A 21,329-nucleotide genomic window follows, 5' to 3' on the forward strand; every position below is an offset into this window, starting at 1 on the left:
GATCAAAGGTGGGAGCGAGCCTGCTCGCGAAAGCGGTGTGTCATTCAGAATTAATATTGACTGACACGGCCCCTTCGCGAGCAGGCTCGCTCCCACAGAGGGATCTAGGTGGGTTGGCGAGGGAGGATGTAGCGCTCGATCGCCTGGGCCGCGCCATCTTCGGTGTTTGGCCCGGTCACCAGGTCGGCCTGACGCTTTACGGCCTCTTCCGCCTGCCCCATGGCAATCGACAGCCCGGCGCGATGAAACATCGCCGGGTCATTGCCGCCATCGCCCAACGCGGCGGTCTGCTCCAGCGCAACCCCGAGGTACTCGGCCAGTGTCGCCAACGCCGCGCCCTTGTTCGCCTGCATCGCTGTCACGTCCAGGTACACCGGCTGTGAACGCGAGACTTGGGCCTGGCCTTCGACCTTGGGCAGCAATTGCGCTTCCAGCTCGATCAGCAACCCGGTGTTATTGCTGGCCGCGACGATCTTGTCGATGCGTTCCAGGTACGGTTCGAAACTCTCCACCACCACCGGCGGATACCCCAGGCCATGCTGCTCCCGGGGAACCATCGGACCCTCGGCGTCCTTCAACAGCCAGTCGCCCCCGCTGAACACCCAGACTTCAATGTCCGGCAGATCGGCGAACTGCGTCAGAGTGGTGAGCGCAGCAGTCGCTGGCAAGTAATGAGCCACCAGCAAACTGCCGTCCGGGTTGACGATCGTGCCGCCATTGAACGCCGCCGTCGGCACATCGACGCCTAACGCTTCGATCTGCTGCAACATCGCTTTGGGCGGGCGCCCCGTGGCCAGGCTGAACAACACGCCCGCCTCGCGCAACGAACGGACCGCGGCAACGGTGCGCTGGCTGAGGGTGTGATCAGGCAGCAGCAACGTGCCGTCCATGTCACTGAGCAGAAAACGGATGGGTTGTTGCGTTGCGCCGGTCATCCGAGGCCGTGCCAGACGCGACCGTCACGGGTCAGCAGTTCATCAGCATCGACCGGGCCGTCCTCGCCTGCCGCGTAAGGCTGAACCGTTGCGTCCTGCTGCCAGGCGTCGAGGAACGGCTGGACGGCGCGCCAGCCGTTCTCGATGTTGTCGGCGCGCTGGAACAGCGTCTGGTCGCCGGTCAGGCAGTCATAGATCAGCGTTTCGTAGCCGGTGGACGGCTGCATTTCAAAGAAATCCTTGTAGGCAAAACCCAGCTCGATATTGGCCATCTTCAACGCCGGGCCGGGCCGTTTGGCCAACAGGTCGAACCACATGCCTTCGTTGGGCTGGATCTGGATCCGCAGGTAGGTCGGTTGCAACTCGTCGACCTCGGTGTCGCGGAACTGCGCATACGGCGCCGGTTTGAAGCAGATCACAATCTCGGTATCGCGCACGCTCATGCGTTTGCCGGTGCGCAAGTAAAACGGCACGCCGACCCAACGCCAGTTGTCGATCATGACTTTGAGCGCCACGTAGGTTTCGGTCGTGCTGTCGGGTGCCACGTTGTTTTCCTGGCGATAACCGGGCAGCGGGTTGCCGTCGACTTCGCCGGCGGCATATTGCCCGCGGACCGAGTTGGCCCGAGCCTCTTCGGTGGACCAGGGGCGAATGGCCCCCACTACCTTGGCCTTCTCGCCACGCACCGCATCGGCGCCAAACGCGGCCGGCGGCTCCATTGCCACCATCGCCAGCAACTGGAACAGGTGATTGGGCACCATGTCCCGCAGGGCGCCGGTGTGTTCATAAAAACTGCCACGGGTTTCGACGCCGACGGTTTCGGCGGCGGTAATCTGCACGTGGTCGATGTAATGGTTGTTCCAGAAGGCTTCGAACAGACTGTTGGAAAACCGGCTGATCAAAATGTTTTGCACGGTCTCCTTGCCCAGGTAGTGATCGATCCGGTAGATCTGGTTTTCCGTCATCACCTTGAGCAAACACGCATTCAAGGCTTCGGCGGTTTGCAGGTCGGAGCCGAACGGTTTCTCGATGACCACCCTTCGGAACGATTCAGGCGTTTCTTGCAGCAAACCCGCCGCGCCGAGCCGACGCACCACTTCGCTGAAGAAACGTGGCGCGGTCGCCAGGTAGAAGACCGCGTTGCCCGTGCCGCTGTCGGCGATTTTTGCCGCCAGCGCTTGATAAGTGCTGTCGTCCAGGAAGTCGCCCTGGACGTAGCTGATGCCTTGGGCCAGTTTGGCCCACACCTGCGGATCAAGGGCTTGATCGCCCTTGCCGACCTTGGCGGCCACTTCGGTTCGAATGAAGTCTTCGAGCTTGCGGGCAAAGGCATCGTCAGTGATGGCGTTGTGGTCAACGCCGATGATCCGCAATCCATCCCCCAGCAGACCGTCGCGACTCAGGTTGTACAGCGCCGGCATCAGCAGGCGCTTGACCAGGTCACCGTGGGCACCGAACAGGAACAGCGTGGTCGGTGGTGCGGGTTCTGCCTTGGATTTATTGCGGATCAGACGGGTCATTTTTTCGAAGTCTCCACGTGGCCGCCGAAGCCGAAGCGCTGGGCAGAGAGAATCTTGTCGCCAAAGGTGCCTTGACCGCGCGAACGGTAGCGCGAGAACAGCGAGTTCGACAGTACCGGTACCGGCACCGATTGCTCCATGGCGGCTTCGATGGTCCAGCGACCTTCACCGCTGTCAGCCACCGAGCCGGAATAGCCGTCGAGTTTCGGATCACTGGCCAGTGCGTCGGCGGTCAGGTCGAGCAGCCAGGACGAGACCACGCTGCCACGACGCCAGACTTCGGCGATATCAGCAACGTTCAGGTCAAAGCGCTGGTCTTCCGGCAGGTTAGTGCTGGCCTTGGTCTTGAGGATGTCGAAACCTTCGGCGAAGGCCTGCATCATTCCGTATTCGATGCCGTTGTGAATCATCTTCACAAAATGCCCCGAACCTGCAGGGCCGGCGTGGATGTAGCCACGTTCGGCGCGATCGTCATCGGACTTGCGGTCCTTGGTGCGCGGGATGTCACCCATGCCTGGTGCCAGGCTGGCGAACAGCGGGTCAAGGCGTTGAACCTCTTCGGCATCGCCGCCAATCATCATGCAATAGCCGCGCTCCAGGCCCCACACGCCGCCGGAGGTGCCGACGTCGATGTAGTGCAGGCCTTTTTCCGACAAGGTCTTGGCCCGGCGAATGTCGTCCTTATAGAAGGTGTTGCCGCCGTCGATGATGGTATCGCCGGCTTCGAGCAAGGTGCTCAGGGTCTCGATGGTGTCTTCGGTCGGTGCGCCGGCCGGCAGCATGACCCAGACCGCTCGCGGTTTGGCCAGGCCGGCGACCAGGGCCGGCAAGTCTGCGACGCCCGTGGCGCCCTCGGCAGACAGGGTATCGATGAAGGCGGTATTGCGGTCGTAAACGACAGTGGTATGCCCATTGAGCATCAGGCGCCGCGCAATATTGCCGCCCATGCGGCCCAGTCCAATGATCCCGAGTTGCATGTGCTGATGCTCCCTACTACAAATAATGTGTGTCAAAGGTTATAGCCCAACGTGAGTCATGGGGTTTAGTCCAGAGCGTTGGCACATAGTTTCCGGGCATTGTGCCCGATCCTGATTGATAACGTCGGTAATCGCGCCGAAGACACAACGACCGTGAAAAATAAAAAAGTTCCCTTGTGAGGCAAAAGAAATCAAAATCAGCGCCGATAGTAGATCAGCACCCGCTTGCAAGGGGCGGATCTACAGTTGAGTCAACCATTTGCGAGGTGAGCAATGGGCACAGTACACGCAGCACGGCCAGCACAGACCCTTTACGTTACGATTCGTCGGGATGAATTGCGTCAATTGAAAGAAGAGCGCGACCTCTTGAAGCAGGAACTCGCGCAACTGCGCCAACTGACTCAAGGCACTCAATCGCCCTCCTTGCCCGTTACCCAACGCGCACCTCACGCCTGATCTTTCAGGTGAATCGGAGACAGCCTGGCGCTGTTTCCGACCTCGTTTTGCCCCCGCGATCTCCGACGTTTCACAAATTTTTCACAAATACTGACTGATAATTCCGTTCATTATGGCCGCCCGGTTCTCGTGTGGTTTCCGTTCGTCGGCAAGGGATGGCACGACGGTCGAAGTGATTTTGGCTGGAGCGTTGAATGGCATTGCTTAAACGCAGCACTACGTCTGCGAAAGGTTTCGATTGGGCAGGATTTCTCTGGTTATTCCTGTTCTTCTGGTATTTCTCCGGCATTACCCAATTACTCATTCAACTGACGGGCACCTCGGGTTTTACCGGGTTCCGCCAGGCGTTTGTGATGAGCGCCATCTGGCTTGCGCCGATGCTGTTGTTCCCTAAACAGACGCGCGTGATGGCGGCGGTGATCGGCGTCGTGCTGTGGGCCTGCTCGATGGCCAGCCTGGGTTACTTCTTTATCTACCAGCAGGAGTTTTCCCAGAGCGTCATCTTCATCATGTTCGAGTCGAACATCTCTGAAGCTGGCGAGTACATGACCCAGTATTTCGCCTGGTGGATGGTCGCGGCGTTCCTCGCCCACACGCTGTTCGCCTATTTCCTGTGGACTCGCTTGCGCCCGGTCGTATTGCCGCGCTGGCAGGCGCTGGTCGCCGCGACCGCCATTGTCGTCGCCGTGGTCGGTTACCCGCTGGTCAAACAGACCGCGCGCACCGGCAGTTTCGCTGAAGGTTTCGAGAAATTCGAAACCCGCATCGAGCCTGCCGTGCCTTGGCAGATGGCCGTGGCTTATCACCGCTATCTGGAAACCCTGGCGGGCATGCAGGACATGCTGCACAGCGCGAGCAAGATTCCACCGCTGAAAAACCTGACGGACACCATGGCCAACCAGCCGGCGACCCTGGTGCTGGTGATCGGCGAGTCCACCAACCGTCAGCGCATGAGCCTCTACGGCTACCCGCGTGAAACCACGCCGGAACTGGACAAGCTCAAGGATCAACTGACGGTCTTCGACAACGTCATCACCCCGCGCCCTTACACCATCGAGGCGTTGCAACAGGTGCTGACCTTCGCGGACGAAGAAAACCCGGACCTTTACCTGTCCACGCCGTCGCTGGTCAGCATGATGAAACAGGCGGGCTACAAGACGTTCTGGATCACCAACCAGCAGACCATGACCAAGCGCAACACCATGCTGACGACCTTCTCCGAACAGGCCGACGAGCAGGTGTACCTGAACAACAACCGTAACCAGAACGCCGCCCAGTACGATGGCGACGTGATCGAGCCGTTCAACAAGGCACTGGCCGATGCCGCGCCGCGCAAGTTGATCGTTGTGCATTTGCTCGGCACACACATGAGCTACCAGTACCGCTACCCGCCGACATTCGACAAGTTCACTGACCGTAAAGGCGTGCCGGACGGCGTGCGCGACGACCAGGTGCCGACGTACAACAGCTATGACAACGCAGTCCTGTACAACGACTTCGTGGTATCGAGCCTGATCAAGGACTACGCCAAGTCCGATCCGAACGGCTTCCTGCTGTACCTCTCCGACCACGGCGAAGACGTGTTCGACTCCGTCGGCCACACCACCCTCGGCCGTAACGAGAACAAGCCGACCGCGCCGATGTACACCATCCCGTTCATGGCCTGGGCTTCGCCAAAATGGCGTGAAAACCATGACTGGAGCTTCGCCGCGGACCTGAGCCGGCCTTACAGCAGCTCGCAGCTGATTCACACCTGGGCTGACCTCGCCGGTTTGAGCTTTGATGAACTGGACCGCAGCAAGAGTCTGGTCAGCCCAAGCTTCAAGCCGCGCCCATTGCTGATCGGCAACCCTTATGAGCGCCAGGTGCGCCCACTGATCGACTTCAGCCTGATGAAGCCGAAAGTTGATCCGAAAGTCGTTCAACAGTAGATCCATTCAGGGGCCGATTCCGGCCCCTTTTGTTGTGCCCTGCGCAAGACATCTCCTCTCGGAAACATCTTAAAACGAGATTAATTCTCGTTTGTCGCTAAATCCCCTCTCCTCTCTTCGTCTTTGAACAAACGGAAATTTTCCATTGACGACAAGGAGTCGGCTGCGATGTTCGCGCCTATCACCCGTTCCATGACTTTGACCTTCGGCCTGTGCAGTGCCGCACTCAGCCCCGATGTGCTAGCCGAGACTGATCCCGACAAACAGCCCGCCACCCTTGAACTGGCCGCCACCAGCGTGTCCGCCGACAGCCTGGGCAGCACCACCGAAAACACCGAGTCCTACACCACCGGCGCCATGAGCACTGCGACGCGCCTGAACCTGTCGATCAAGGACACCCCGCAATCGGTGTCCGTGGTCACCCGCCAGCAAATGAACGATTTCAAACTCGACACGCTGTCCGAAGCCATGAGCCAGACCACCGGCATCGTGGTCCAGCACAACGATTCGGATCGGGTCAGCTATTCGTCCCGTGGTTATCCGATCACAAATTTCCAGATCGACGGGATGCTCAATACCTTCAGCTACATGAAGTCGGATTCGGACACCATCATCTACGATCGCATCGAAGTGGTTCGCGGCGCGACCGGCCTGACCACGGGTGCCGGTGATCCGTCGGCGACGATCAACATGGTGCGCAAACGACCGACCGCGCAATGGGAAGCGCAGAGCGGGGTCAGCGCTGGCAGCTATGACGATTACTACAGTTACGTGGACGTCGGCGGACCGCTGGCCTTCGATGGCCGCTTGCGCGGGCGCGGCGTGCTGGCGTATCGCGACAGCCATTCCTACCGCGACAAGTACCAACTGCAACGGGAAGTCGGCTACGGCATTCTTGAAGCCGACCTGACCGACGACACCCTGCTGGCAGTGGGTTACGACTATCAGGACAAACAGGTACAAGGCACCTCCTGGGGCACAGTCCCGTACTGGAACGCAGACGGCAGCAAGGCCAATCTGGGCCGCTCCACCAACATGGCCACGCCGTGGAGTTCCTGGCCACTGAAGGACAAGACAGCGTTCGCCACGCTGGAGCAGCAACTCGGCGCGGGATGGCACTTCAAGGCGGCCTACACCCATCGCGAGAGTGACACCGACGGTAAGATTTACTATGCCGGCGGCGGTTTCCCCGAGGCGGATCGCAGCGGCATGGTCGCCAACGTCAGCCACATGATCGGCACGCAAAAGATGGACGTGTATGACTTCAACGTGGCCGGTCCGTATTCGTTGTTCGGGCGCGAGCACGAAATGATGATTGGCTATGGCGAGTCGCAACGCAGCGAGGAAAATCCTTACACGGTGGATGGCGCACGGCCGTCGGATTACGAGAATGTCCCCGACTGGAAATACATGGGCGGCATTCCGAAATTCCCCGACACCGTCACCAGCTTGCAAGGTGCTGATGAAAGCACCCGACAAAAGGCCGGTTACCTGGCCACGCGCCTGCCCCTGGCCGACGACCTGCACGCAGTACTGGGCAGTCGCTATGGCACGTGGGAAATCTCGAAAAAGTCCAACAGTTACGACAACAACCTGCAACTGACCGGCGTCGAAACCACCCGCCAGCAGCACAACGACATGTGGACGCCCTACGCCGGCCTCCTCTACGACATCACGCCCGAGTACACCGCCTACGTCAGCTACACCGACATCTTCAAGCCACAAGACGCCCGCGACAGTAACCGCAAGTACCTCGAACCGGTGGTGGGCAGCAACTATGAACTGGGGCTCAAGGGCAGCCTGCTGGAAGAACGCCTCAATCTCGCCACGGCACTGTTCTGGAGCAAGCAAGACAACGTTGCCGAACTTGATGACTCGGTGCCGCCGGACCCGGTCACCGGTGAGGAGTTTTTCAAATCGGGCGGCAAAGGCAACAAGGTCCAGGGCTTTGAAGCCGAAGTCTCCGGCGAGGTCATGGCAGGCTGGAACATGACGGCCGGTTACACCTACACCCACTCGGTCAATGGTGAAAAGCAACGCACCAACACGCCGCAACCGCTGAACATGCTGCGGCTGTCCACAGCGTACCGCCTGCCCGGCGAGTGGCAGGCCCTGACCGTCGGTGGCGCGGTGAACTGGCAAAGCGACGTCTACCGCGCGGCCAGGCGCCCGGTCGGACGTGGCACCGATGGCGAGGTGATCACCGCCAGCGCGAACATCCGCCAGGAGGCCTACAGCGTGGTGAAGTTGATGTCGCGGTATGAATTCGACCGGCACCTCTCGGCATCGCTGAACGTCGATAACCTGTTCGACACCAAGTATTACGACAACGTCGGGTTCTATAACGGCGTGTTTTGGGGCGACCCGCGTACCGTTACATTGAGCCTGGACTGGAAGCTCTAGCGTGCTCATTCCCATTTGACGGAATCGGCAGATAATGTCCCTGCGACATTGCTTCATGGACGAAAGGCCCTGAACCCGTAATGGGAGGCACCCATGAAATATACGACCCTGATCGTTGCTGGCCTGATGATGTTCGGCTCAGTCTCTGCCTTTGCAGAATACGGCTCCGAACGCATGCGGTATTACTACGAGACGTTGCATCTCGCCCAGCAAAAGGCAAATGGCTTCGAGATCAAAAATATTGAACTGCGTGTTCCAAGCGATCAAACCGCACAAGTGACCCAAAACTACAAACCGAAGTAATCGAAGCCAGCCGGGCGTCCTGATGGACGCCCTTTTTTATGCCTGATCCACAGCGCGCAAGTGCCCCGGTTAAAGGTTCTTGGTCCAGAACAGCATGCGGCCATAGGCCGGGTCGAACATGCCGGCGGCAAACCCGAACTTGCCATAAGACGCCTGTGCGACCGCATTGCCCTCGAGGACTTCCAGGGTGATCTTGCAGCAACCGCGCTGACGGGCAATGTCTTCAACCTTTTGCAGCATCTTCTGGCTCAGCCCCATACCGCGAAACTGTGGCACCACGCAAACATCGTGCACGTTGACCAGTGGTCGGCAGGCAAAGGTCGAGAAACCTTCGAAGCAATTGACCAGACCCGCCGGCGCGCCATCGACAAACGCCAACACACTGAACGCGTGGGGACGCTTGGCCAGCTCTCCCGGCAATTGCTGCAGAATATCTTCGGGCAATGCCTGCCCGCCGCCCATCGGGTCCTGGGCATAGGCATTGAGCACCACGCCAATTGCCTCGGCGTGCACCGGGTTGGTGTAGCTGGCCTGAAGCACCAGAAAATCTGCGGATTCCATTTCCATCGTTGCTATCCCGTCGAGTTGTCCCGGCGCGTCACTCGCGCCGCAAAGTCGAAGGACATTAGCCTGAGTCGCCATCGCCGACAACCTGATCCTGCCTCAAACACCCCAGATCAGCGTCTCGGTCCAGCCCAACTCGGCAAAATCTGCCGCGCGCAAACCCGACTCGCCAGAGCAGAAAAACTCATCCAGCTGCGGCGGTGCGACCGAGGTGCCGCTGAGCATGGCATGGACCTGGCCGCGGTGATGAAGCTGGTGTTCGAACAAATGGGACAGCAGACGCAAACGGCTGTCATGTTGTGGCGTGTCCCGGGCGATGGTGACAATTCGCCCAAGGTCGGCATCGCGCAATTGCTCGCAGTAGGCGATCAACCGATTGTCCACCAGCGATTGCTCGCGCTTGAGGTCTGCGCCGACGCTGAACGGCTCGTCATCCTTGAAAAAAACGTAGCAATCGGGGTGCGGATCATCACCGCGCAACTCGCGCTCCAGTGCGTCCACGTAGAACCAGTCGCAGGTCAGGATGTGATTGAGGGTGGCAACGAGGCTGGGGAAGAAACTGACTCGCGGGGCCGCCAGCTCGGCTGGGGTCAACTGGTTCCAGGCCTTGGCGAGCCGGTAATTGGCCCAGGCGTTTTGATAAGCCATGGTCAGCAAATGGTGAGACAGAGGCTGATTCATGTTCGCGGCTCCCTAAATCAGGCTTCAGCAAAGCGTTGCAGCTGCATTTCCTTCAAACGGCTTAACGTGCGGCGGAACGGGAATTCCAGATAACCCTCGGTGTACAAGGCCTCCATCGGCACCTGCGCTTCGAGGTACAGCGGCACTTTGCGGTCGTAACACTCGTCCACCAGCGCGATGAAACGCCGTACGCCATCGTCGTGTACCGACAGTTGCGGCAGCTCGCGGTCTCCCGCTACGACGTGCTCGGCGGCGTCTTCGGTGCCTCGAGCGATGCGCCCTTCGCGTTTTTGCGCGCTGAGGTTCGGCACCTCACTCAACAGAATAGCGCTGTAGGTGTCGCACAGGGCCATGAAGTCCATGGCCGAAAAAGGTTGCTCGCACAGGTCGGCATAACGGCACCACAGCACGCCGGCGCTGGCCTGCAGGACATTGACGTGACGGTAGCCGACGGTCACCGGGTCGCTGGACACGGACTGGCCCACGGTCAGGGCCTTGAACACGTCGCCCAGTGCATCGGGATGCGCGGCATCGCTCACCCAATAGCGCTGCAACGCGGTACCCGGATGCAGGCGATGGTCTTCGCCACCCTCCACCGCGATCACCTGCATGTGCCGCTTGATCGCCTCGATCGCGGGCATGAAGCGGTCGCGATTGAAGCCCTCGGCGTAGAGCTGATCCGGTGGCAGGTTGGAAGTACACACCACCACCACGCCTTGCTCGAACATCACCTGAAACAAGCGCCCGAGAATGATTGCGTCACCGATATCGTTGACGAACAACTCGTCGAAACACAGGACGCGCACTTCCTCACTCAACTCCCGAGCCAACGCCTTCAAGGGGTCGGCGGTGCCGGTCAGTTGAAACGAGCGCTGGTGCACCCAGCCCATGAAGTGGTGGAAATGCTGACGCCGGGCCGGCACGCGCAGGGTTTGATAGAACTGATCCATCAACCAGGTCTTGCCCCGCCCGACCGGTCCCCACAGGTAAACGCCGGTGACCGGCGTTCGCCCTTCATGCAAGGCCTCGTGGCATTTTTGCAGCGCCCACACGGCGTGCTCCTGAGCTTCGTCCTGGACGAAGCCCTTGGTTTCAATGGCGTGTTGCCAGGCGCTTAACGGAGAGTCGAGATTCATGCGCGGGAGTATGCCATGCCCTCGGCTCAGAGCGAGATGTCCAGGCGGGCGATCTTGCCTTGTTCGTTGAGGCGGAACATGTAGCGCAGTTCCAGCGGGCTGCCGGGAAAGGTGCCGGAGATCAGGTTGTGCACCAGCACCTTGCCGGTGCGCTGTTGAACATCCAGCACCTCGACCCGGGGCTGATAGCGCTGTGCGGTGTCTTCCATCCATTGGGCGATTGCGCGGGTGCCAATCTGGTGCTGGCCTTCATCGAACACATTGGCATCCTCGGCGAAAAAACTGGCGACCCTGGAGGTGTCGCGAGCATTGGCAGCGGCAATGTAGGCGGCAATGGCGGGGGCCAGTGAAGAGGCGGGACTGGACATGGTTGCGGCTCCTTGTTTATTGATTCTGCAACCATGCTATGACAAGCCTGTGTCAATTCTTGTCAGGAGTGAAACGCCCCGCTTCATCCAGTTGCATCTGTTTGCGCCAGACCCGTAACAAGTCGCTGCGCCGCCCCGGATAACGCTCACCCTGCTCATTGGCGGCCAAAATCCGGTCGGTGCGGAAAGTGCGATAGGCACTGCGCAATTCGCACCAGGCGACAACTATCCGCACCTCGTTGAGAAAGCCCAGCGCCAATGGCCAGATCAGCCGCTGGCTGGGCACCTTGTTGGCGTCTGCGTAGTCTATGCTCAACCTGGACTGGTCGCGGATGGCTTGGCGAATCACGCTCAAAGGCACCACATTTTCCGGATAACCATAACCGGGCGGCCCCGGCAGCACTGTCGGGTTGCGCAACGCGTCCTGGGCTTCAGGGGCCAACACGGCGGCAATCTTGGCCAAAGCGTTGGTTGCCGCTTTGCTCAACACTTCGTCGCCGCGCTGATCGACGTAGCGCAACCCCAAGACGATGGCTTCGGTCTCGTCGGCATTGAGCATCAAGGGCGGCAGAAACAGACCGCTGCGCAGCACATAACCAACCCCCGCTTCACCGAAGATCGGTGCGCCGAGCGCGGTCAGTTCGGCGATGTCGCGGTACAGCGTGCGCTCGGAAATCTCCAGTTCAGTGGCAAGCGTTGCGGCCGTCACCGGACGACTCTTGCCCCGCAGCACTTGCAACAATGTGAGTAAACGAGTGGTACGCGACACGATGGGCCGGTCCTGTCTGAAAAAGTTGTCGGAGCTTAGTTGTCGGAGCTTAGCAGAGGCCCCTGTCAGAAAGTGGCAGCAGCGAAGGGTCCGGTGGTCGCCTGTTTTGCCACTTCAGAAAAAGCGGATTGACGGCATAGATTATCGGCATCATATTTAATACATGTTGCTAGACATCTATATTCAATTTCGGCGTCTTTTCTCAGGAGTCACTCCATGCATTACAAAGTGTTCGGCCGCAAAACCGGCTTGCGGGTTTCGGAACTGGCGCTGGGCGCCGGCAATTTCGGCACGGGTTGGGGACATGGCGCCGAGCGTGACGAAGCCAAGCGTATTTTCGATGGCTACCTGGAGGCCGGTGGTAATTTCATCGACACCGCCAACGGTTATCAGGCCGGTCAGTCGGAAGTCATGCTCAGCGAATTTATCGCGACAGAGCGCGATCGCCTGGTCATCGCCACCAAGTACACCTTGGGGACGACGCCGTCCGCGAGCATTTCTCACACCGGTAACAACCGCAAAAACATGGTTCGCGCCGTGGAAGAAAGCCTGACCCGGCTCAAGACCGATCACCTTGACCTGTTCTGGGCGCACATGAGCGATGGCGTGACGCCAATGGAAGAAATCCTGCGCGGCTTCGATGATCTGGTGCGCGCCGGCAAGATCCATTACGCGGGGCTGTCGAACTTCCCCGCGTGGCGTATCGCCCGTGCCGACCTGTTGGCCGAGGTGCGTGGTTTTTCGCCGATTGCAGCGCTTCAAGTGGAATACAGCCTGGCTGAACGCACTGCCGAACGTGAACAACTGCCGATGGCCGAAGCCTTGGGCCTGGCCGCGACATTATGGTCGCCATTGGGTGGCGGCTTTCTCACTGGCAAGTACCGCTCCAACGATGGCGACAATCGCGCGTCCAAACTCGGCATGTTGATTCATGCGGAAAAAGGCGCCCGGGAAACCGCCATTCTTGACACGTTGCTCGCCGTTGCAGCCGAACTGGAGGCGAGCGCGACGCACGTAGCCATTGCCTGGTTGCGGGCAAAAGCCCAGCGCTCGACCACCGCGCTGATTCCGATTCTGGGCTCGCGCACCCGTGAGCAACTGGATGCGACGCTGGGGGCACTGAACGTGCAACTGAGCGCGGATCAATTGTCGCGACTCGATGGCGCCAGCGATGTGGGCAAAGGCGTGCCGCACGAAACGCTTGCTGGCTCTTTCTCACGGTTTAGCGGTGACCAGACCCTCGACCAGCCGATCATTCCCGTCGCCTGACACCTATCAAAACTGTGGGAGCGAGCCTGCTCGCGAAGGCGGACTGACATTCAACATCAATATTGAATGTGATGGCCTCTTCGCGAGCAGGCTCGCTCCTACAGGTTTACGGTGTTTACCGATCGACCTTGTGGCGGGCGGCATAGAGGCACAGCATTTCCATGGCCAAGGTCGCCGCCGCCAGTGAGGTGATGTCCGCGTGGTCATAGGCCGGCGCGACTTCCACCACGTCCATGCCCACCAGATTGATCCCGCGCAACCCACCCAGAATCTCCAGCGCCTGCACGGTGCTCAAGCCCCCGCAAACCGGTGTCCCGGTGCCGGGTGCAAAAGCCGGGTCGAGGCAATCGATGTCGAACGTCAGGTAAACCGGGTTATCCCCTACCCTCGCCCGGATCGCTTCGACAATCGCCTCGCAACCCTGGCGATGCACCTGCCGCGCATCCAGCACCTGGAAACCCTGGTGATCGTCATTGGTGGTGCGCAAACCGATTTGCACCGAACGCGACGGATCCACCAGCCCTTCCTTCGCCGCGTGCCAGAACATGGTGCCGTGGTCGACCCGCTTGCCCCCTTCGTCCGGCCAGGTGTCGCTGTGGGCGTCAAAATGGATCAGCGACAACGCTCCATGTTTACGCGCATGAGCCTTGAGCAGCGGATAGGTAATAAAGTGGTCGCCGCCGAAGGTCAGCATCGCGCTGCCGCTGTTCAGGATGTGCTCGGCATGGGCTTCGATGCTTTCCGGAATCGTGTGCGGCGAACCGTAATCGAAGTCGCAATCGCCATAGTCGATTACGGCCAAATGATCGAACGGATCAAACGTCCACGGCCAGTGGCGTTCCCAGGCAATGCCGGTGGACGCGGCGCGAATCCCCCGTGGCCCGAAACGTGCGCCGGGACGGTTGCTGGTGGCGGTGTCGAACGGCACACCGCTGACCGCGACATCAACACCGCGCAAGTCGCGGCTGTAGCGACGGCGCATGAAACTGGTGATACCGGCGTAGGTACTTTCGGCGGCAGTCCCGTAGAGGCTGTCGCGGGTCATGGCCTGATCGTTTTGCATCGGGACGTCCATGGTGATCTCCTTTTTAATTATTGGCGGCTACGGAAGGTGGTCCACAGGCGCGTGCGCGAACGCAGGTCCTTGAGGCTCATGCTTTGGTCGGCGTACAGGCGTGCGCGCATGTCGGGCAGTGGAAAGATGTCCGGGTCGGTGCGCACGGCTTCATCCACCAGCGGGGTTGCCGCCTGGTTGGCCGTTGCGAAAAACAACGTGTTGGTCAGCGCCGCTACGGATTCGGGACGCAACATGAACTCGATGAAGGCCCGGGCTTCTTCGGGGTGCGGCGCGTCCTTGGGGATCGCCAGGTTGTCCTGCCAGACCAGCGTGCCTTCCTTGGGAATCCGGTAGGCAACCTCAAACGGCTTGTTGGCCTTGCGCGCCTGATCAGCGGCCATGCTCGCGTCACCGTTGTAGGTCAGCGCCAGGCACACGCTGCCATTGGCCAGATCGTTGATCTGCCGGCCGGTGGCGACGTACAGCACATTCGGCTGCAACTGATGCAACATGGCCTCGGCGGCTGTCAGATCAGCCTTGTCGGTGCTGTAGGGATCTTTACCCAGATAGTGCAGCGCCAGGCCAATCACTTCCTGCGGCGAATCGAGAATCGCGATGCCGCAGTCTTTCAGTTTGCTGGCGTATTCCGGTTTGAACAGCAGGTCGAGGCTGTTGAGCGGCACATTCGGCAGACGTTTCTGCACCGCTTCGACGTTCATCCCCAAACCCAGCGTGCCCCAGGTATACGGCACGCCATAGCGATTGCCTGGATCGACGGCAGCCAGTTTTTCCAACAGGTCCGGATCGAGATTGGCGTAACCCTTGAGTCCCTCGTGGGAAATTTCCTTCAGCGCACCCGCCGCGAGACCACGGGCGAGCACGCTGGACGACGGCACCACCACGTCATATCCGCTGCCGCCCGTCAGCAGTTTGGTTTCCAGCACTTCCGAAGAGTCGAACGTGTCGTAGCGCACGTGAATCCCGGTTTCCTTTTCGAACGCCTGCAAGGTTTCGGGCGCCACGTAGTCGGCCCAACTGTAGAGGTTGACGGTCTTTTCCTGCGCCTGAGCCGAAACCGCCATGGCGAGGAACAACGCGGGGAAACACAGCTTGAACATGGGAGCCATGACGAACACCTGACCAGAGGAAGTGGTTGCAGGTTGCGCGCTCGGTTACATTGACGAAATATCAAGTTTATTAACCTGACTTTATGGCGGAGTAATGTTTGATGCTCGGGCAACTTCACGACCTCGACCTGCAACTGCTGCGCCTGTTTGTTCGCGTGGTCGAGTGCGGCGGCTTCAGCGCGGCCCAGGGTGAGTTGGGCCTGAGCCAGTCCAGCATCAGCCAGCAAATGGCCAAGCTGGAAACCCGGCTCGGTTATCGCCTGTGCAGTCGCGGCAAGGGCGGATTCAAGATCACGCCCAAGGGCGAGCAGCTGTTGACCGCGACGCGCGGACTGTTTGAGTCCATCGAAGCATTTCGACATCAATCCAACGGTGTGGCGGGCAGATTGATTGGCGAAGTACGCCTTGGTTTGTCCGAAGCCCTTGATCAATCGGTGCTGCAACAGGTGGCGGACGCGATCCGGCGTTTTCGCGAACGGGACGAGTCAGTGCGCATCGAACTCATCAGTGCCATGCCCGGTGAAATGGAACGCTTGCTGCTGCAACAACGGCTGGACCTGGCCATCGGGTATTTCTCCCAGGTGCAAAACGCGTTTGACTATCGTGAGCTGTTCACTGAAACCCAGCACCTGTATTGCGCCCCCGGTCACCCATTGTTCACCGACGACACGCCGAACGACGAAGCGCTGCAAGCCTGCGACCGGGTCGATCACCCTTACCGTTTCCTGCGCAGTGACGAGCCGTTCCAGGGCAAATTATGTTCGGCGCGCTCGGAGCAGGTCGAGGGCACCCTCGCCTTCATTCTGTCTGGCAAGCATGTCGGCTACTTGCCCAATCACTTTGCCCGCAGCTGGGAAGACAAAGGCTTGTTACGTGCCGTGCGTGAGGGCGAGATGAGTTTTGAGGTGGCGTTTCATTTGGCGCGGCATCGCGCTCAGGTGCCGGGGGATGCGCAGAAAGCGTTTGAAGAGGATCTGCTCGCGGCATTCGCCTGAAGTCAAATGTGGCGAGGGGGCTTGCCCCCTCGCCACAGGTCTGTATACATGACCGCTGTATCGTTTGCCCTGGCTGCCCACTGCTGGCATCCTGCGCCTCCATTTTCTGACCCGGCCCGCCGTTTGGCTTGCAACCCACCATGACCGCCTCTGAAAAAGCCCCCGTTTTGCGCAACAACGACCTGATTTACGGCCTCAACGACCGCCCTCACCTGACCGCCACCGTCTTCGCCGCCCTGCAGCATGTATTGGCGAGTTTTGTCGGCATCATCACCCCGACCCTGATCATGGGCGGCGCCCTCGGCCTGCAAAGCGAAATACCGTACCTGATCAGCATGGCGTTGTTCGTTTCCGGCCTGGGCACCTTTGTTCAAGCCCGGCGCTTTGGCCCGGTCGGCTCTGGTTTGCTGTGTCTGCAAGGCACCAGTTTTTCGTTCATCAGTGTGATTCTCAGCGCCGGGTTCATGGTCAAGGCTCGGGGTGGCGGCACCGATGAAATCCTCTCGACGATCTTTGGCGTGTGCTTTTTTGCGGCGTTTATTGAAGTCGCGTTGAGCCAGTTCATCGGCAAACTGCGGATGCTGATCACCCCGGTGGTCACCGGCACGATCATCACGTTAATGGGCTTGTCGCTGATCAAAGTCGCCATGACCGACATCGCCGGCGGCTTCGGTGCGGCGGACCTCGGCGCGGCCAGTCATCTGGCGCTGGCGGCGTTGGTGCTCGGCACGATTGTGCTGCTGAACCGGGTCGACGTGCCCTTTCTGCGTCTCGGGGCCATCGTCATCGGCCTGACCCTGGGTTATGTCGTGGCCTGGCTGATGGGCGACGTCAATTTCGCCAGCCTGCCCGAAGTCCCGCTGATGAGCGTGCCGGTCCCGTTCAAGTACGGTTTCAACTTCGACTGGGTCGCGTTTGTGCCGATCGCGGTGATTTTCCTCGTGTCGCCACTGGAAGCGGCTGGCGACCTGACCGCCAACTCGATGATTTCCCGGCAACCGGTCAAAGGCCCGATCTACATTCGCCGAATCAAATCCGGCCTGCTCGCCGACGGCCTCAACTCCGCCATGGCGGCCGTGTTCAACAGCATGCCGATGGTCACGTTTGCGCAGAACAACGGCGTGATCCAGCTCACCGGCGTGGCCAGTCGCTACGTGGCGTTCTTCATCGCCGGTCTGCTGGTGCTGCTGGGGTTGTTCCCGATGATCGGCGCGGTGCTGCAACTGATGCCAAAACCGGTGCTTGGCGGCGCCGAACTGGTGATGTTCGGCACCGTGGCGGTGGCCGGGATCAAGATCCTCGCCGAAGCCGGCCTGCATCGACGCAACATGCTGATCGTGGCGATTTCCCTCGGCCTGGGCCTGGGCGTCGCGGCGGTGCCTGAGGTGTTGCGCGAATTGCCGCTGGCGCTGCACAACATTTTCGAATCGCCGATTACCGTCGGGGCGTTGTGCGCTATCGTGCTGAACATCTTCCTGCCGGAGGAGTTCATGGCGCTGGAAGAAGACGATTTCGATCCGGAAGCCTCGATCCTGCAGGTCATGGAAAACCCCGATGTGCCGGCCAAGGCTGAACCCGCAACGCCTGGGGCTGTCGCACAGTTGAACCGTCCGTAAGGCTTAAAGGCTGAGCCTTGAGCGGTTCAGCCCTTTTCTTTTCGAGAGTCTTTTCATGCGCAGCGTCCACGCCGTCCTGCTTTCTGTACTTTTACTGTCGTTGAGCGCCTGCGCCCTGTTTCCGAATCGTGATCCGTTGAACATCAATGTGGTCGGCATCGAGCCGCTGCAAAGCCAGGGCATGGAAATTCGTTTTGCGGTGAAAATCCGCGTGCAGAACCCAAATGACAGCTCCATCGACTACAACGGCGTGGCGCTGGACCTGGAGGTCAATGGACAGCCGCTGGCTTCAGGGGTGAGCGATCAGTCGGGATCGATTGCGCGCTTCTCTGAAACAGTGCTGACGGTGCCGGTCAGCGTTTCGGCATTTTCGGTACTGCGCCAAACCCTTGGCCTGAGCCAGACGCAATCGCTGAATGATTTGCCGTATGTGCTGCGCGGCAAACTGGCTGGCGGGTTGTTTGGCACGATGCGTTTCACCGATACCGGCAAACTCAGCCTGCCGGGAGCGATCGCAGTCCCTAGGCAGCCCCCGCAATCATAATCACCACAGGGTTATGTGTTGAAGCGGACGCCGGGTTTGGCGCGTTCATCCACCGTCAGCTCAAACACATCCGGCCGCGCATAGTGCCCGACCACGTCGTAGTCATACCGCGCACGAATCAAATCGTCCGTGTCGATTTCCGCCGTAAGCAGCCCCACGCCATCGCGCAACGGCCCGGCCAGAATGTCACCCATCGGCCCGACAATCACACTGCCCCCCGCAATCAACGGCCGCTCCGCCGGCCAATTGGCAATCTCCACACCCAAGGCCTGCGGTGAGTCCTGGACCTGGCAGGCGCTGACCACAAAGCAGCGTCCTTCGTGGGCGATGTGACGCATGCTGACCTGCCACATCTCGCGCTCGTCCACGGTCGGCGCACACCAAACTTCAATGCCCTTGGCGTACATCGCCGTGCGCAACAGCGGCATCATGTTTTCCCAGCAAATCACCGCGCCGATCCGCCCGACCTGGCTGTCGATCACCGGCAACGTCGAGCCATCGCCCTTGCCCCAGATCAACCGCTCGGTGCCGGTGGGCATCAGCTTGCGGTGCTTGGCGATCAAACCGGCCTGCGGGTCGAAAACAAGCGCCGTGCAATGCAGCGTACTGCCAGCGCGCTCGATGACGCCGATCACCAGGTTGGCCCCGGTACGCGCCGACAACCCGGCCAGGGCTTGCGTCTCGGCGCCTGGCACATCGATGGCATTGGCGAAATATCGGGCAAACGCTTCACGCCCCTCCGGCAGGCGATAACCCAGTTGCGTGCCAAACCCTTCGCCCTTGGGGTAACCGCCGAGTAACGCTTCGGGCATCACTACTAATTGGGCGCCGGATTCGGTTATGGCGTTTTCCCAGGACAGAATCTGTTCCAGGGTGTCGGCCTTGCCACCGGGCAAGGCGCCGATTTGCAGCGCGGCAACGATTGACTTGGGCATCGCGGTGACTCCATTGGCATCAGGTATTGCTCATTCTCCGGCGCCACGGGATCATGAATAAAGCCCGATTCACTGCTGAATGATATGAACACTATGAATATCGCCACCGTCGACCTCAACCTGCTCAAAGTCTTCGAAGCCCTGCATGAAGAGTCCAGCGCCAGCCGTGCGGCCCTGCGCCTGGGTGTAACGCAATCGGCGGTCAGTGCCGCGTTGCGCAGGCTGCGCGAAGTGTATGGCGATCAGCTGTTCGTGCGCACCGGCCGTGGACTGGCACCGACGCTGAAGGCCAATCAATTGAAAACGGTGGTCAGCGATGCACTGAACAAATGCCGCCAGAGCCTGGCGATGGTCGATCCGGCGGCTCATCAGTACGACGGCCGCTCAGTGTCGGTGGGCATGTCGGACGATTTCGAGATCGCCTACGGCCGGCAATTGATCGAAGAAATTGCGCGGACTGCACCGAAGTTGCGGCTGATCTTCCGGCAAACCCACAGCCAGATCGTCGCCCACGCCTTGATGGAGCGCAGCATTGATCTGGCGATTACCGCCGGCGGATTTGCCGAGCGTTTGCTCAGCCGTCAGGTGTTGGGAGAAGGCGGATACCTGTGCCTGGTGGATCGCGCCAGCCTGGCCGAAGGCCAACAAACCATCAGCCTTGAAGCGTTCGTCGCTCGCGAGCACATTTTGGTGTCTTCAGGCGGATTTATCGGCATCACCGATGAAGGATTGGCGGCGTTGGGGCTGAGTCGTCGGGTGTGTGCGTCGACTACCCACTTTGCCGCGCTGCCGTATCTGCTCAAGGGCAGTCAGGCGGTGGCGACCATTCCGGCGCATGCCGCGCAAAGCATCGCGACGCTCAGTGGACTGGCGTTGCTGCCCTGCCCTCTGGACTTGCCGCGATACCCGATCGAATTGGGCTGGCGTACCAGCACCCAACTCGACCCGGTGGTGTTGAAAGTGCGCGAGGCGATTGTTGCGTGTTTCGCCTGAAGGCCGGTCTTACTTGTTGGCCGCCATGAGGCGATTGACTTCACTGCGCACCATGTTGGCGTATTCCGGCGGCGACATCGCGTCGAGTTCGGCGCGGACCCATTCAGCCCACTTGCCTTTGCGCTTGGCGCGCTCGCCGAACAATCGCGCGGCCTCACCCTTGGATTTGCCCAGGTTGCTTTGCCAGAGGTCGAACAGACGGGATTTTTCATCTTCCAGCGCCGCGCGCTCGGCGAGGGGTTTGTCGGCCAGATTGAAGCTCATGGGAATTTCCTGCTGCGTAAAATAGGCGACATCTTACACTGTAGGACGAAATGTCCGACTCAGGAATTTTCTGCCCGGCAGGGTCGACGGGAAAATCCACTGCAACTTTTTCACCCGCGCCAGACTCCATTGTTCACTGCCTACTTACCTGCAAGGAGTACCTCAATGGCTCGGAAAACCGCTGCACAAGTCGCCGAAGACCAAATCAAGGATCTGGCATTCAGCGAGCTGACCACGCTGATTGAAGAATCGGAAAAACTGCTGAACAGCAGCGCCGCCCTGGTCGGCGAGGAAGCAGAAACCCTGCGTGAGCAAATCGCCTTGAAACTCCAGCAGGCACGGGACTCGGTCAACAGCGTGCGTGACCGGACAAAACCCGCCGTCGAAGCCACCGAAACCTACATCGGCGGTCATCCATGGCAAACCGTGGCCATCTCTGCCGGTTTCGGTCTGGTGGTCGGGTTGTTGCTGGGTCGGCGTTAAGCC

At 60.0% G+C, this 21,329-nt stretch carries 22 protein-coding genes; 10 read left to right on the top strand and 12 right to left on the bottom strand.

Annotated elements, in window-relative coordinates:
• Positions 1-104: 104 nt before the first annotated feature.
• Genes ACWKV5_RS16280 through gnd form a run of 3 tightly spaced genes read right to left on the bottom strand, consistent with a single transcriptional unit; the run spans position 105 to position 3,432 of the window.
• Positions 105-935 (bottom strand): HAD family hydrolase, encoded by an 831-nt coding sequence (locus ACWKV5_RS16280; protein WP_483842077.1) that lies wholly within the window; start codon positions 933-935, stop codon positions 105-107.
• Positions 932-2,455 carry a glucose-6-phosphate dehydrogenase gene (gene zwf, locus ACWKV5_RS16285; RefSeq protein WP_483842078.1) on the bottom strand — a complete coding sequence of 508 codons (1,524 nt, stop codon included), beginning with the start codon at positions 2,453-2,455 and terminating at the stop codon, positions 932-934. The genes ACWKV5_RS16280 and zwf overlap by 4 nt, the downstream gene beginning before the upstream one ends.
• Positions 2,452-3,432 carry a phosphogluconate dehydrogenase (NAD(+)-dependent, decarboxylating) gene (gnd, locus tag ACWKV5_RS16290; RefSeq protein WP_483842079.1) on the bottom strand — a complete coding sequence of 327 codons (981 nt, stop codon included), beginning with the start codon at positions 3,430-3,432 and terminating at the stop codon, positions 2,452-2,454. Before gnd ends, zwf begins: the two co-directional genes overlap by 4 nt.
• Before the next feature lie 273 nt (positions 3,433-3,705).
• Between gnd and ACWKV5_RS16295 the strand changes: the two genes are divergently transcribed.
• The 4 genes from ACWKV5_RS16295 to ACWKV5_RS16310 all read left to right on the top strand — a co-directional run bounded on the left by ACWKV5_RS16295 (position 3,706) and on the right by ACWKV5_RS16310 (position 8,525).
• A complete protein-coding gene (locus ACWKV5_RS16295; RefSeq protein WP_081743948.1) occupies positions 3,706-3,888 on the top strand; it encodes a DUF6026 family protein in 183 nt (60 codons plus the stop codon).
• Between the two features lie 194 nt (positions 3,889-4,082).
• Positions 4,083-5,819, top strand: coding sequence for a phosphoethanolamine transferase CptA (cptA, locus tag ACWKV5_RS16300; protein ID WP_483842080.1), 1,737 nt, complete (start codon positions 4,083-4,085; stop codon positions 5,817-5,819).
• Between the two features lie 168 nt (positions 5,820-5,987).
• Positions 5,988-8,222: a TonB-dependent siderophore receptor gene (locus ACWKV5_RS16305; protein WP_483842081.1), complete on the top strand. Its 2,235-nt coding sequence runs from the start codon at positions 5,988-5,990 to the stop codon at positions 8,220-8,222.
• 93 nt (positions 8,223-8,315) lie between these two features.
• On the top strand, positions 8,316-8,525 hold the full coding sequence (locus ACWKV5_RS16310) for a hypothetical protein (RefSeq protein ID WP_483842082.1): 210 nt from the start codon (positions 8,316-8,318) through the stop codon (positions 8,523-8,525).
• Positions 8,526-8,594: 69 nt separating this feature from the next.
• On the opposite strand, the gene ACWKV5_RS16315 is transcribed toward ACWKV5_RS16310, so the two are convergent.
• From ACWKV5_RS16315 to ACWKV5_RS16335, 5 genes are all read right to left on the bottom strand, one after another.
• A complete protein-coding gene (locus ACWKV5_RS16315; RefSeq protein WP_483842181.1) occupies positions 8,595-9,086 on the bottom strand; it encodes a GNAT family N-acetyltransferase in 492 nt (163 codons plus the stop codon).
• A 102-nt stretch (positions 9,087-9,188) separates the two neighbouring features.
• Positions 9,189-9,770, bottom strand: a complete 582-nt coding sequence (locus tag ACWKV5_RS16320) for a DinB family protein (RefSeq protein WP_483842083.1) — start codon at positions 9,768-9,770, stop codon at positions 9,189-9,191.
• Between the two features lie 17 nt (positions 9,771-9,787).
• Complete coding sequence (gene zapE, locus ACWKV5_RS16325; protein WP_483842084.1) at positions 9,788-10,906, bottom strand: cell division protein ZapE; 1,119 nt, start codon at positions 10,904-10,906, stop codon at positions 9,788-9,790.
• Between the two features lie 26 nt (positions 10,907-10,932).
• The gene (locus ACWKV5_RS16330; protein WP_483842085.1) at positions 10,933-11,274 is read right to left on the bottom strand and encodes a nuclear transport factor 2 family protein; all 342 of its coding nucleotides are present in this window, start codon (positions 11,272-11,274) and stop codon (positions 10,933-10,935) included.
• 52 nt (positions 11,275-11,326) lie between these two features.
• A complete protein-coding gene (locus ACWKV5_RS16335; protein WP_483842086.1) occupies positions 11,327-12,043 on the bottom strand; it encodes a helix-turn-helix transcriptional regulator in 717 nt (238 codons plus the stop codon).
• Between the two features lie 216 nt (positions 12,044-12,259).
• On the opposite strand from ACWKV5_RS16335, the gene ACWKV5_RS16340 reads away from it, so the two are divergent.
• Positions 12,260-13,312 (top strand): aldo/keto reductase, encoded by a 1,053-nt coding sequence (locus tag ACWKV5_RS16340; protein ID WP_483842087.1) that lies wholly within the window; start codon positions 12,260-12,262, stop codon positions 13,310-13,312.
• 115 nt (positions 13,313-13,427) lie between these two features.
• Here ACWKV5_RS16340 and speB read toward each other — a convergent pair whose 3' ends face one another.
• On the bottom strand, positions 13,428-14,387 hold the full coding sequence (gene speB, locus ACWKV5_RS16345) for an agmatinase (RefSeq protein WP_483842088.1): 960 nt from the start codon (positions 14,385-14,387) through the stop codon (positions 13,428-13,430).
• Positions 14,388-14,404: 17 nt separating this feature from the next.
• On the bottom strand, positions 14,405-15,496 hold the full coding sequence (locus ACWKV5_RS16350; RefSeq protein WP_483842089.1) for a polyamine ABC transporter substrate-binding protein: 1,092 nt from the start codon (positions 15,494-15,496) through the stop codon (positions 14,405-14,407).
• A gap of 101 nt (positions 15,497-15,597) precedes the next feature.
• Here ACWKV5_RS16350 and ACWKV5_RS16355 point away from each other — a divergent pair, with 101 nt between their 5' ends.
• From ACWKV5_RS16355 to ACWKV5_RS16365, 3 genes are all read left to right on the top strand, one after another.
• On the top strand, positions 15,598-16,491 hold the full coding sequence (locus ACWKV5_RS16355) for a LysR family transcriptional regulator (RefSeq protein ID WP_483842090.1): 894 nt from the start codon (positions 15,598-15,600) through the stop codon (positions 16,489-16,491).
• Positions 16,492-16,631: 140 nt separating this feature from the next.
• Entirely contained in the window at positions 16,632-18,107 is a 1,476-nt protein-coding gene (locus ACWKV5_RS16360; RefSeq protein WP_483842091.1) for a nucleobase:cation symporter-2 family protein, read from the top strand.
• A gap of 55 nt (positions 18,108-18,162) precedes the next feature.
• Positions 18,163-18,651 carry an LEA/WHy family protein gene (locus tag ACWKV5_RS16365; protein ID WP_483842092.1) on the top strand — a complete coding sequence of 163 codons (489 nt, stop codon included), beginning with the start codon at positions 18,163-18,165 and terminating at the stop codon, positions 18,649-18,651.
• Positions 18,652-18,662: 11 nt separating this feature from the next.
• Here the strand turns inward: ACWKV5_RS16365 and ACWKV5_RS16370 are convergent, their stop codons facing one another.
• Complete coding sequence (locus tag ACWKV5_RS16370; protein ID WP_483842093.1) at positions 18,663-19,586, bottom strand: carbon-nitrogen hydrolase family protein; 924 nt, start codon at positions 19,584-19,586, stop codon at positions 18,663-18,665.
• Positions 19,587-19,670: 84 nt separating this feature from the next.
• Here ACWKV5_RS16370 and ACWKV5_RS16375 point away from each other — a divergent pair, with 84 nt between their 5' ends.
• Positions 19,671-20,579 carry a LysR family transcriptional regulator gene (locus tag ACWKV5_RS16375; protein ID WP_483842094.1) on the top strand — a complete coding sequence of 303 codons (909 nt, stop codon included), beginning with the start codon at positions 19,671-19,673 and terminating at the stop codon, positions 20,577-20,579.
• A gap of 9 nt (positions 20,580-20,588) precedes the next feature.
• Here the strand turns inward: ACWKV5_RS16375 and ACWKV5_RS16380 are convergent, their stop codons facing one another.
• On the bottom strand, positions 20,589-20,843 hold the full coding sequence (locus tag ACWKV5_RS16380; RefSeq protein ID WP_109786463.1) for a hypothetical protein: 255 nt from the start codon (positions 20,841-20,843) through the stop codon (positions 20,589-20,591).
• A 165-nt stretch (positions 20,844-21,008) separates the two neighbouring features.
• On the opposite strand from ACWKV5_RS16380, the gene ACWKV5_RS16385 reads away from it, so the two are divergent.
• Positions 21,009-21,326 carry an ElaB/YgaM/YqjD family protein gene (locus tag ACWKV5_RS16385; RefSeq protein ID WP_483842095.1) on the top strand — a complete coding sequence of 106 codons (318 nt, stop codon included), beginning with the start codon at positions 21,009-21,011 and terminating at the stop codon, positions 21,324-21,326.
• Positions 21,327-21,329 lie beyond the last annotated feature (3 nt).

Source organism: Pseudomonas oplopanacis (assembly GCF_057128725.1).

Bases quoted from the DNA above. Each gene is read 5' to 3' on its own strand.
- ACWKV5_RS16385 (WP_483842095.1), top strand. From the start codon at position 21,009: ATGGCTCGGAAAACCGCTGCACAAGTCGCCGAAGACCAAATCAAGGAT.
- ACWKV5_RS16360 (WP_483842091.1), top strand. From the start codon at position 16,632: ATGACCGCCTCTGAAAAAGCCCCCGTTTTGCGCAACAACGACCTGATT.
- ACWKV5_RS16295 (WP_081743948.1), top strand. From the start codon at position 3,706: ATGGGCACAGTACACGCAGCACGGCCAGCACAGACCCTTTACGTTACG.
- ACWKV5_RS16310 (WP_483842082.1), top strand. From the start codon at position 8,316: ATGAAATATACGACCCTGATCGTTGCTGGCCTGATGATGTTCGGCTCA.
- gnd (WP_483842079.1), bottom strand. From the start codon at position 3,432: ATGCAACTCGGGATCATTGGACTGGGCCGCATGGGCGGCAATATTGCG.
- ACWKV5_RS16280 (WP_483842077.1), bottom strand. From the start codon at position 935: ATGACCGGCGCAACGCAACAACCCATCCGTTTTCTGCTCAGTGACATG.
- ACWKV5_RS16320 (WP_483842083.1), bottom strand. From the start codon at position 9,770: ATGAATCAGCCTCTGTCTCACCATTTGCTGACCATGGCTTATCAAAAC.
- speB (WP_483842088.1), bottom strand. From the start codon at position 14,387: ATGGACGTCCCGATGCAAAACGATCAGGCCATGACCCGCGACAGCCTC.
- zwf (WP_483842078.1), bottom strand. From the start codon at position 2,455: ATGACCCGTCTGATCCGCAATAAATCCAAGGCAGAACCCGCACCACCG.
- ACWKV5_RS16340 (WP_483842087.1), top strand. From the start codon at position 12,260: ATGCATTACAAAGTGTTCGGCCGCAAAACCGGCTTGCGGGTTTCGGAA.
- ACWKV5_RS16370 (WP_483842093.1), bottom strand. From the start codon at position 19,586: ATGCCCAAGTCAATCGTTGCCGCGCTGCAAATCGGCGCCTTGCCCGGT.
- ACWKV5_RS16330 (WP_483842085.1), bottom strand. From the start codon at position 11,274: ATGTCCAGTCCCGCCTCTTCACTGGCCCCCGCCATTGCCGCCTACATT.
- ACWKV5_RS16305 (WP_483842081.1), top strand. From the start codon at position 5,988: ATGTTCGCGCCTATCACCCGTTCCATGACTTTGACCTTCGGCCTGTGC.
- ACWKV5_RS16365 (WP_483842092.1), top strand. From the start codon at position 18,163: ATGCGCAGCGTCCACGCCGTCCTGCTTTCTGTACTTTTACTGTCGTTG.
- ACWKV5_RS16355 (WP_483842090.1), top strand. From the start codon at position 15,598: ATGCTCGGGCAACTTCACGACCTCGACCTGCAACTGCTGCGCCTGTTT.
- ACWKV5_RS16380 (WP_109786463.1), bottom strand. From the start codon at position 20,843: ATGAGCTTCAATCTGGCCGACAAACCCCTCGCCGAGCGCGCGGCGCTG.
- zapE (WP_483842084.1), bottom strand. From the start codon at position 10,906: ATGAATCTCGACTCTCCGTTAAGCGCCTGGCAACACGCCATTGAAACC.
- cptA (WP_483842080.1), top strand. From the start codon at position 4,083: ATGGCATTGCTTAAACGCAGCACTACGTCTGCGAAAGGTTTCGATTGG.
- ACWKV5_RS16315 (WP_483842181.1), bottom strand. From the start codon at position 9,086: ATGGAATCCGCAGATTTTCTGGTGCTTCAGGCCAGCTACACCAACCCG.
- ACWKV5_RS16375 (WP_483842094.1), top strand. From the start codon at position 19,671: ATGAACACTATGAATATCGCCACCGTCGACCTCAACCTGCTCAAAGTC.
- ACWKV5_RS16350 (WP_483842089.1), bottom strand. From the start codon at position 15,496: ATGGCTCCCATGTTCAAGCTGTGTTTCCCCGCGTTGTTCCTCGCCATG.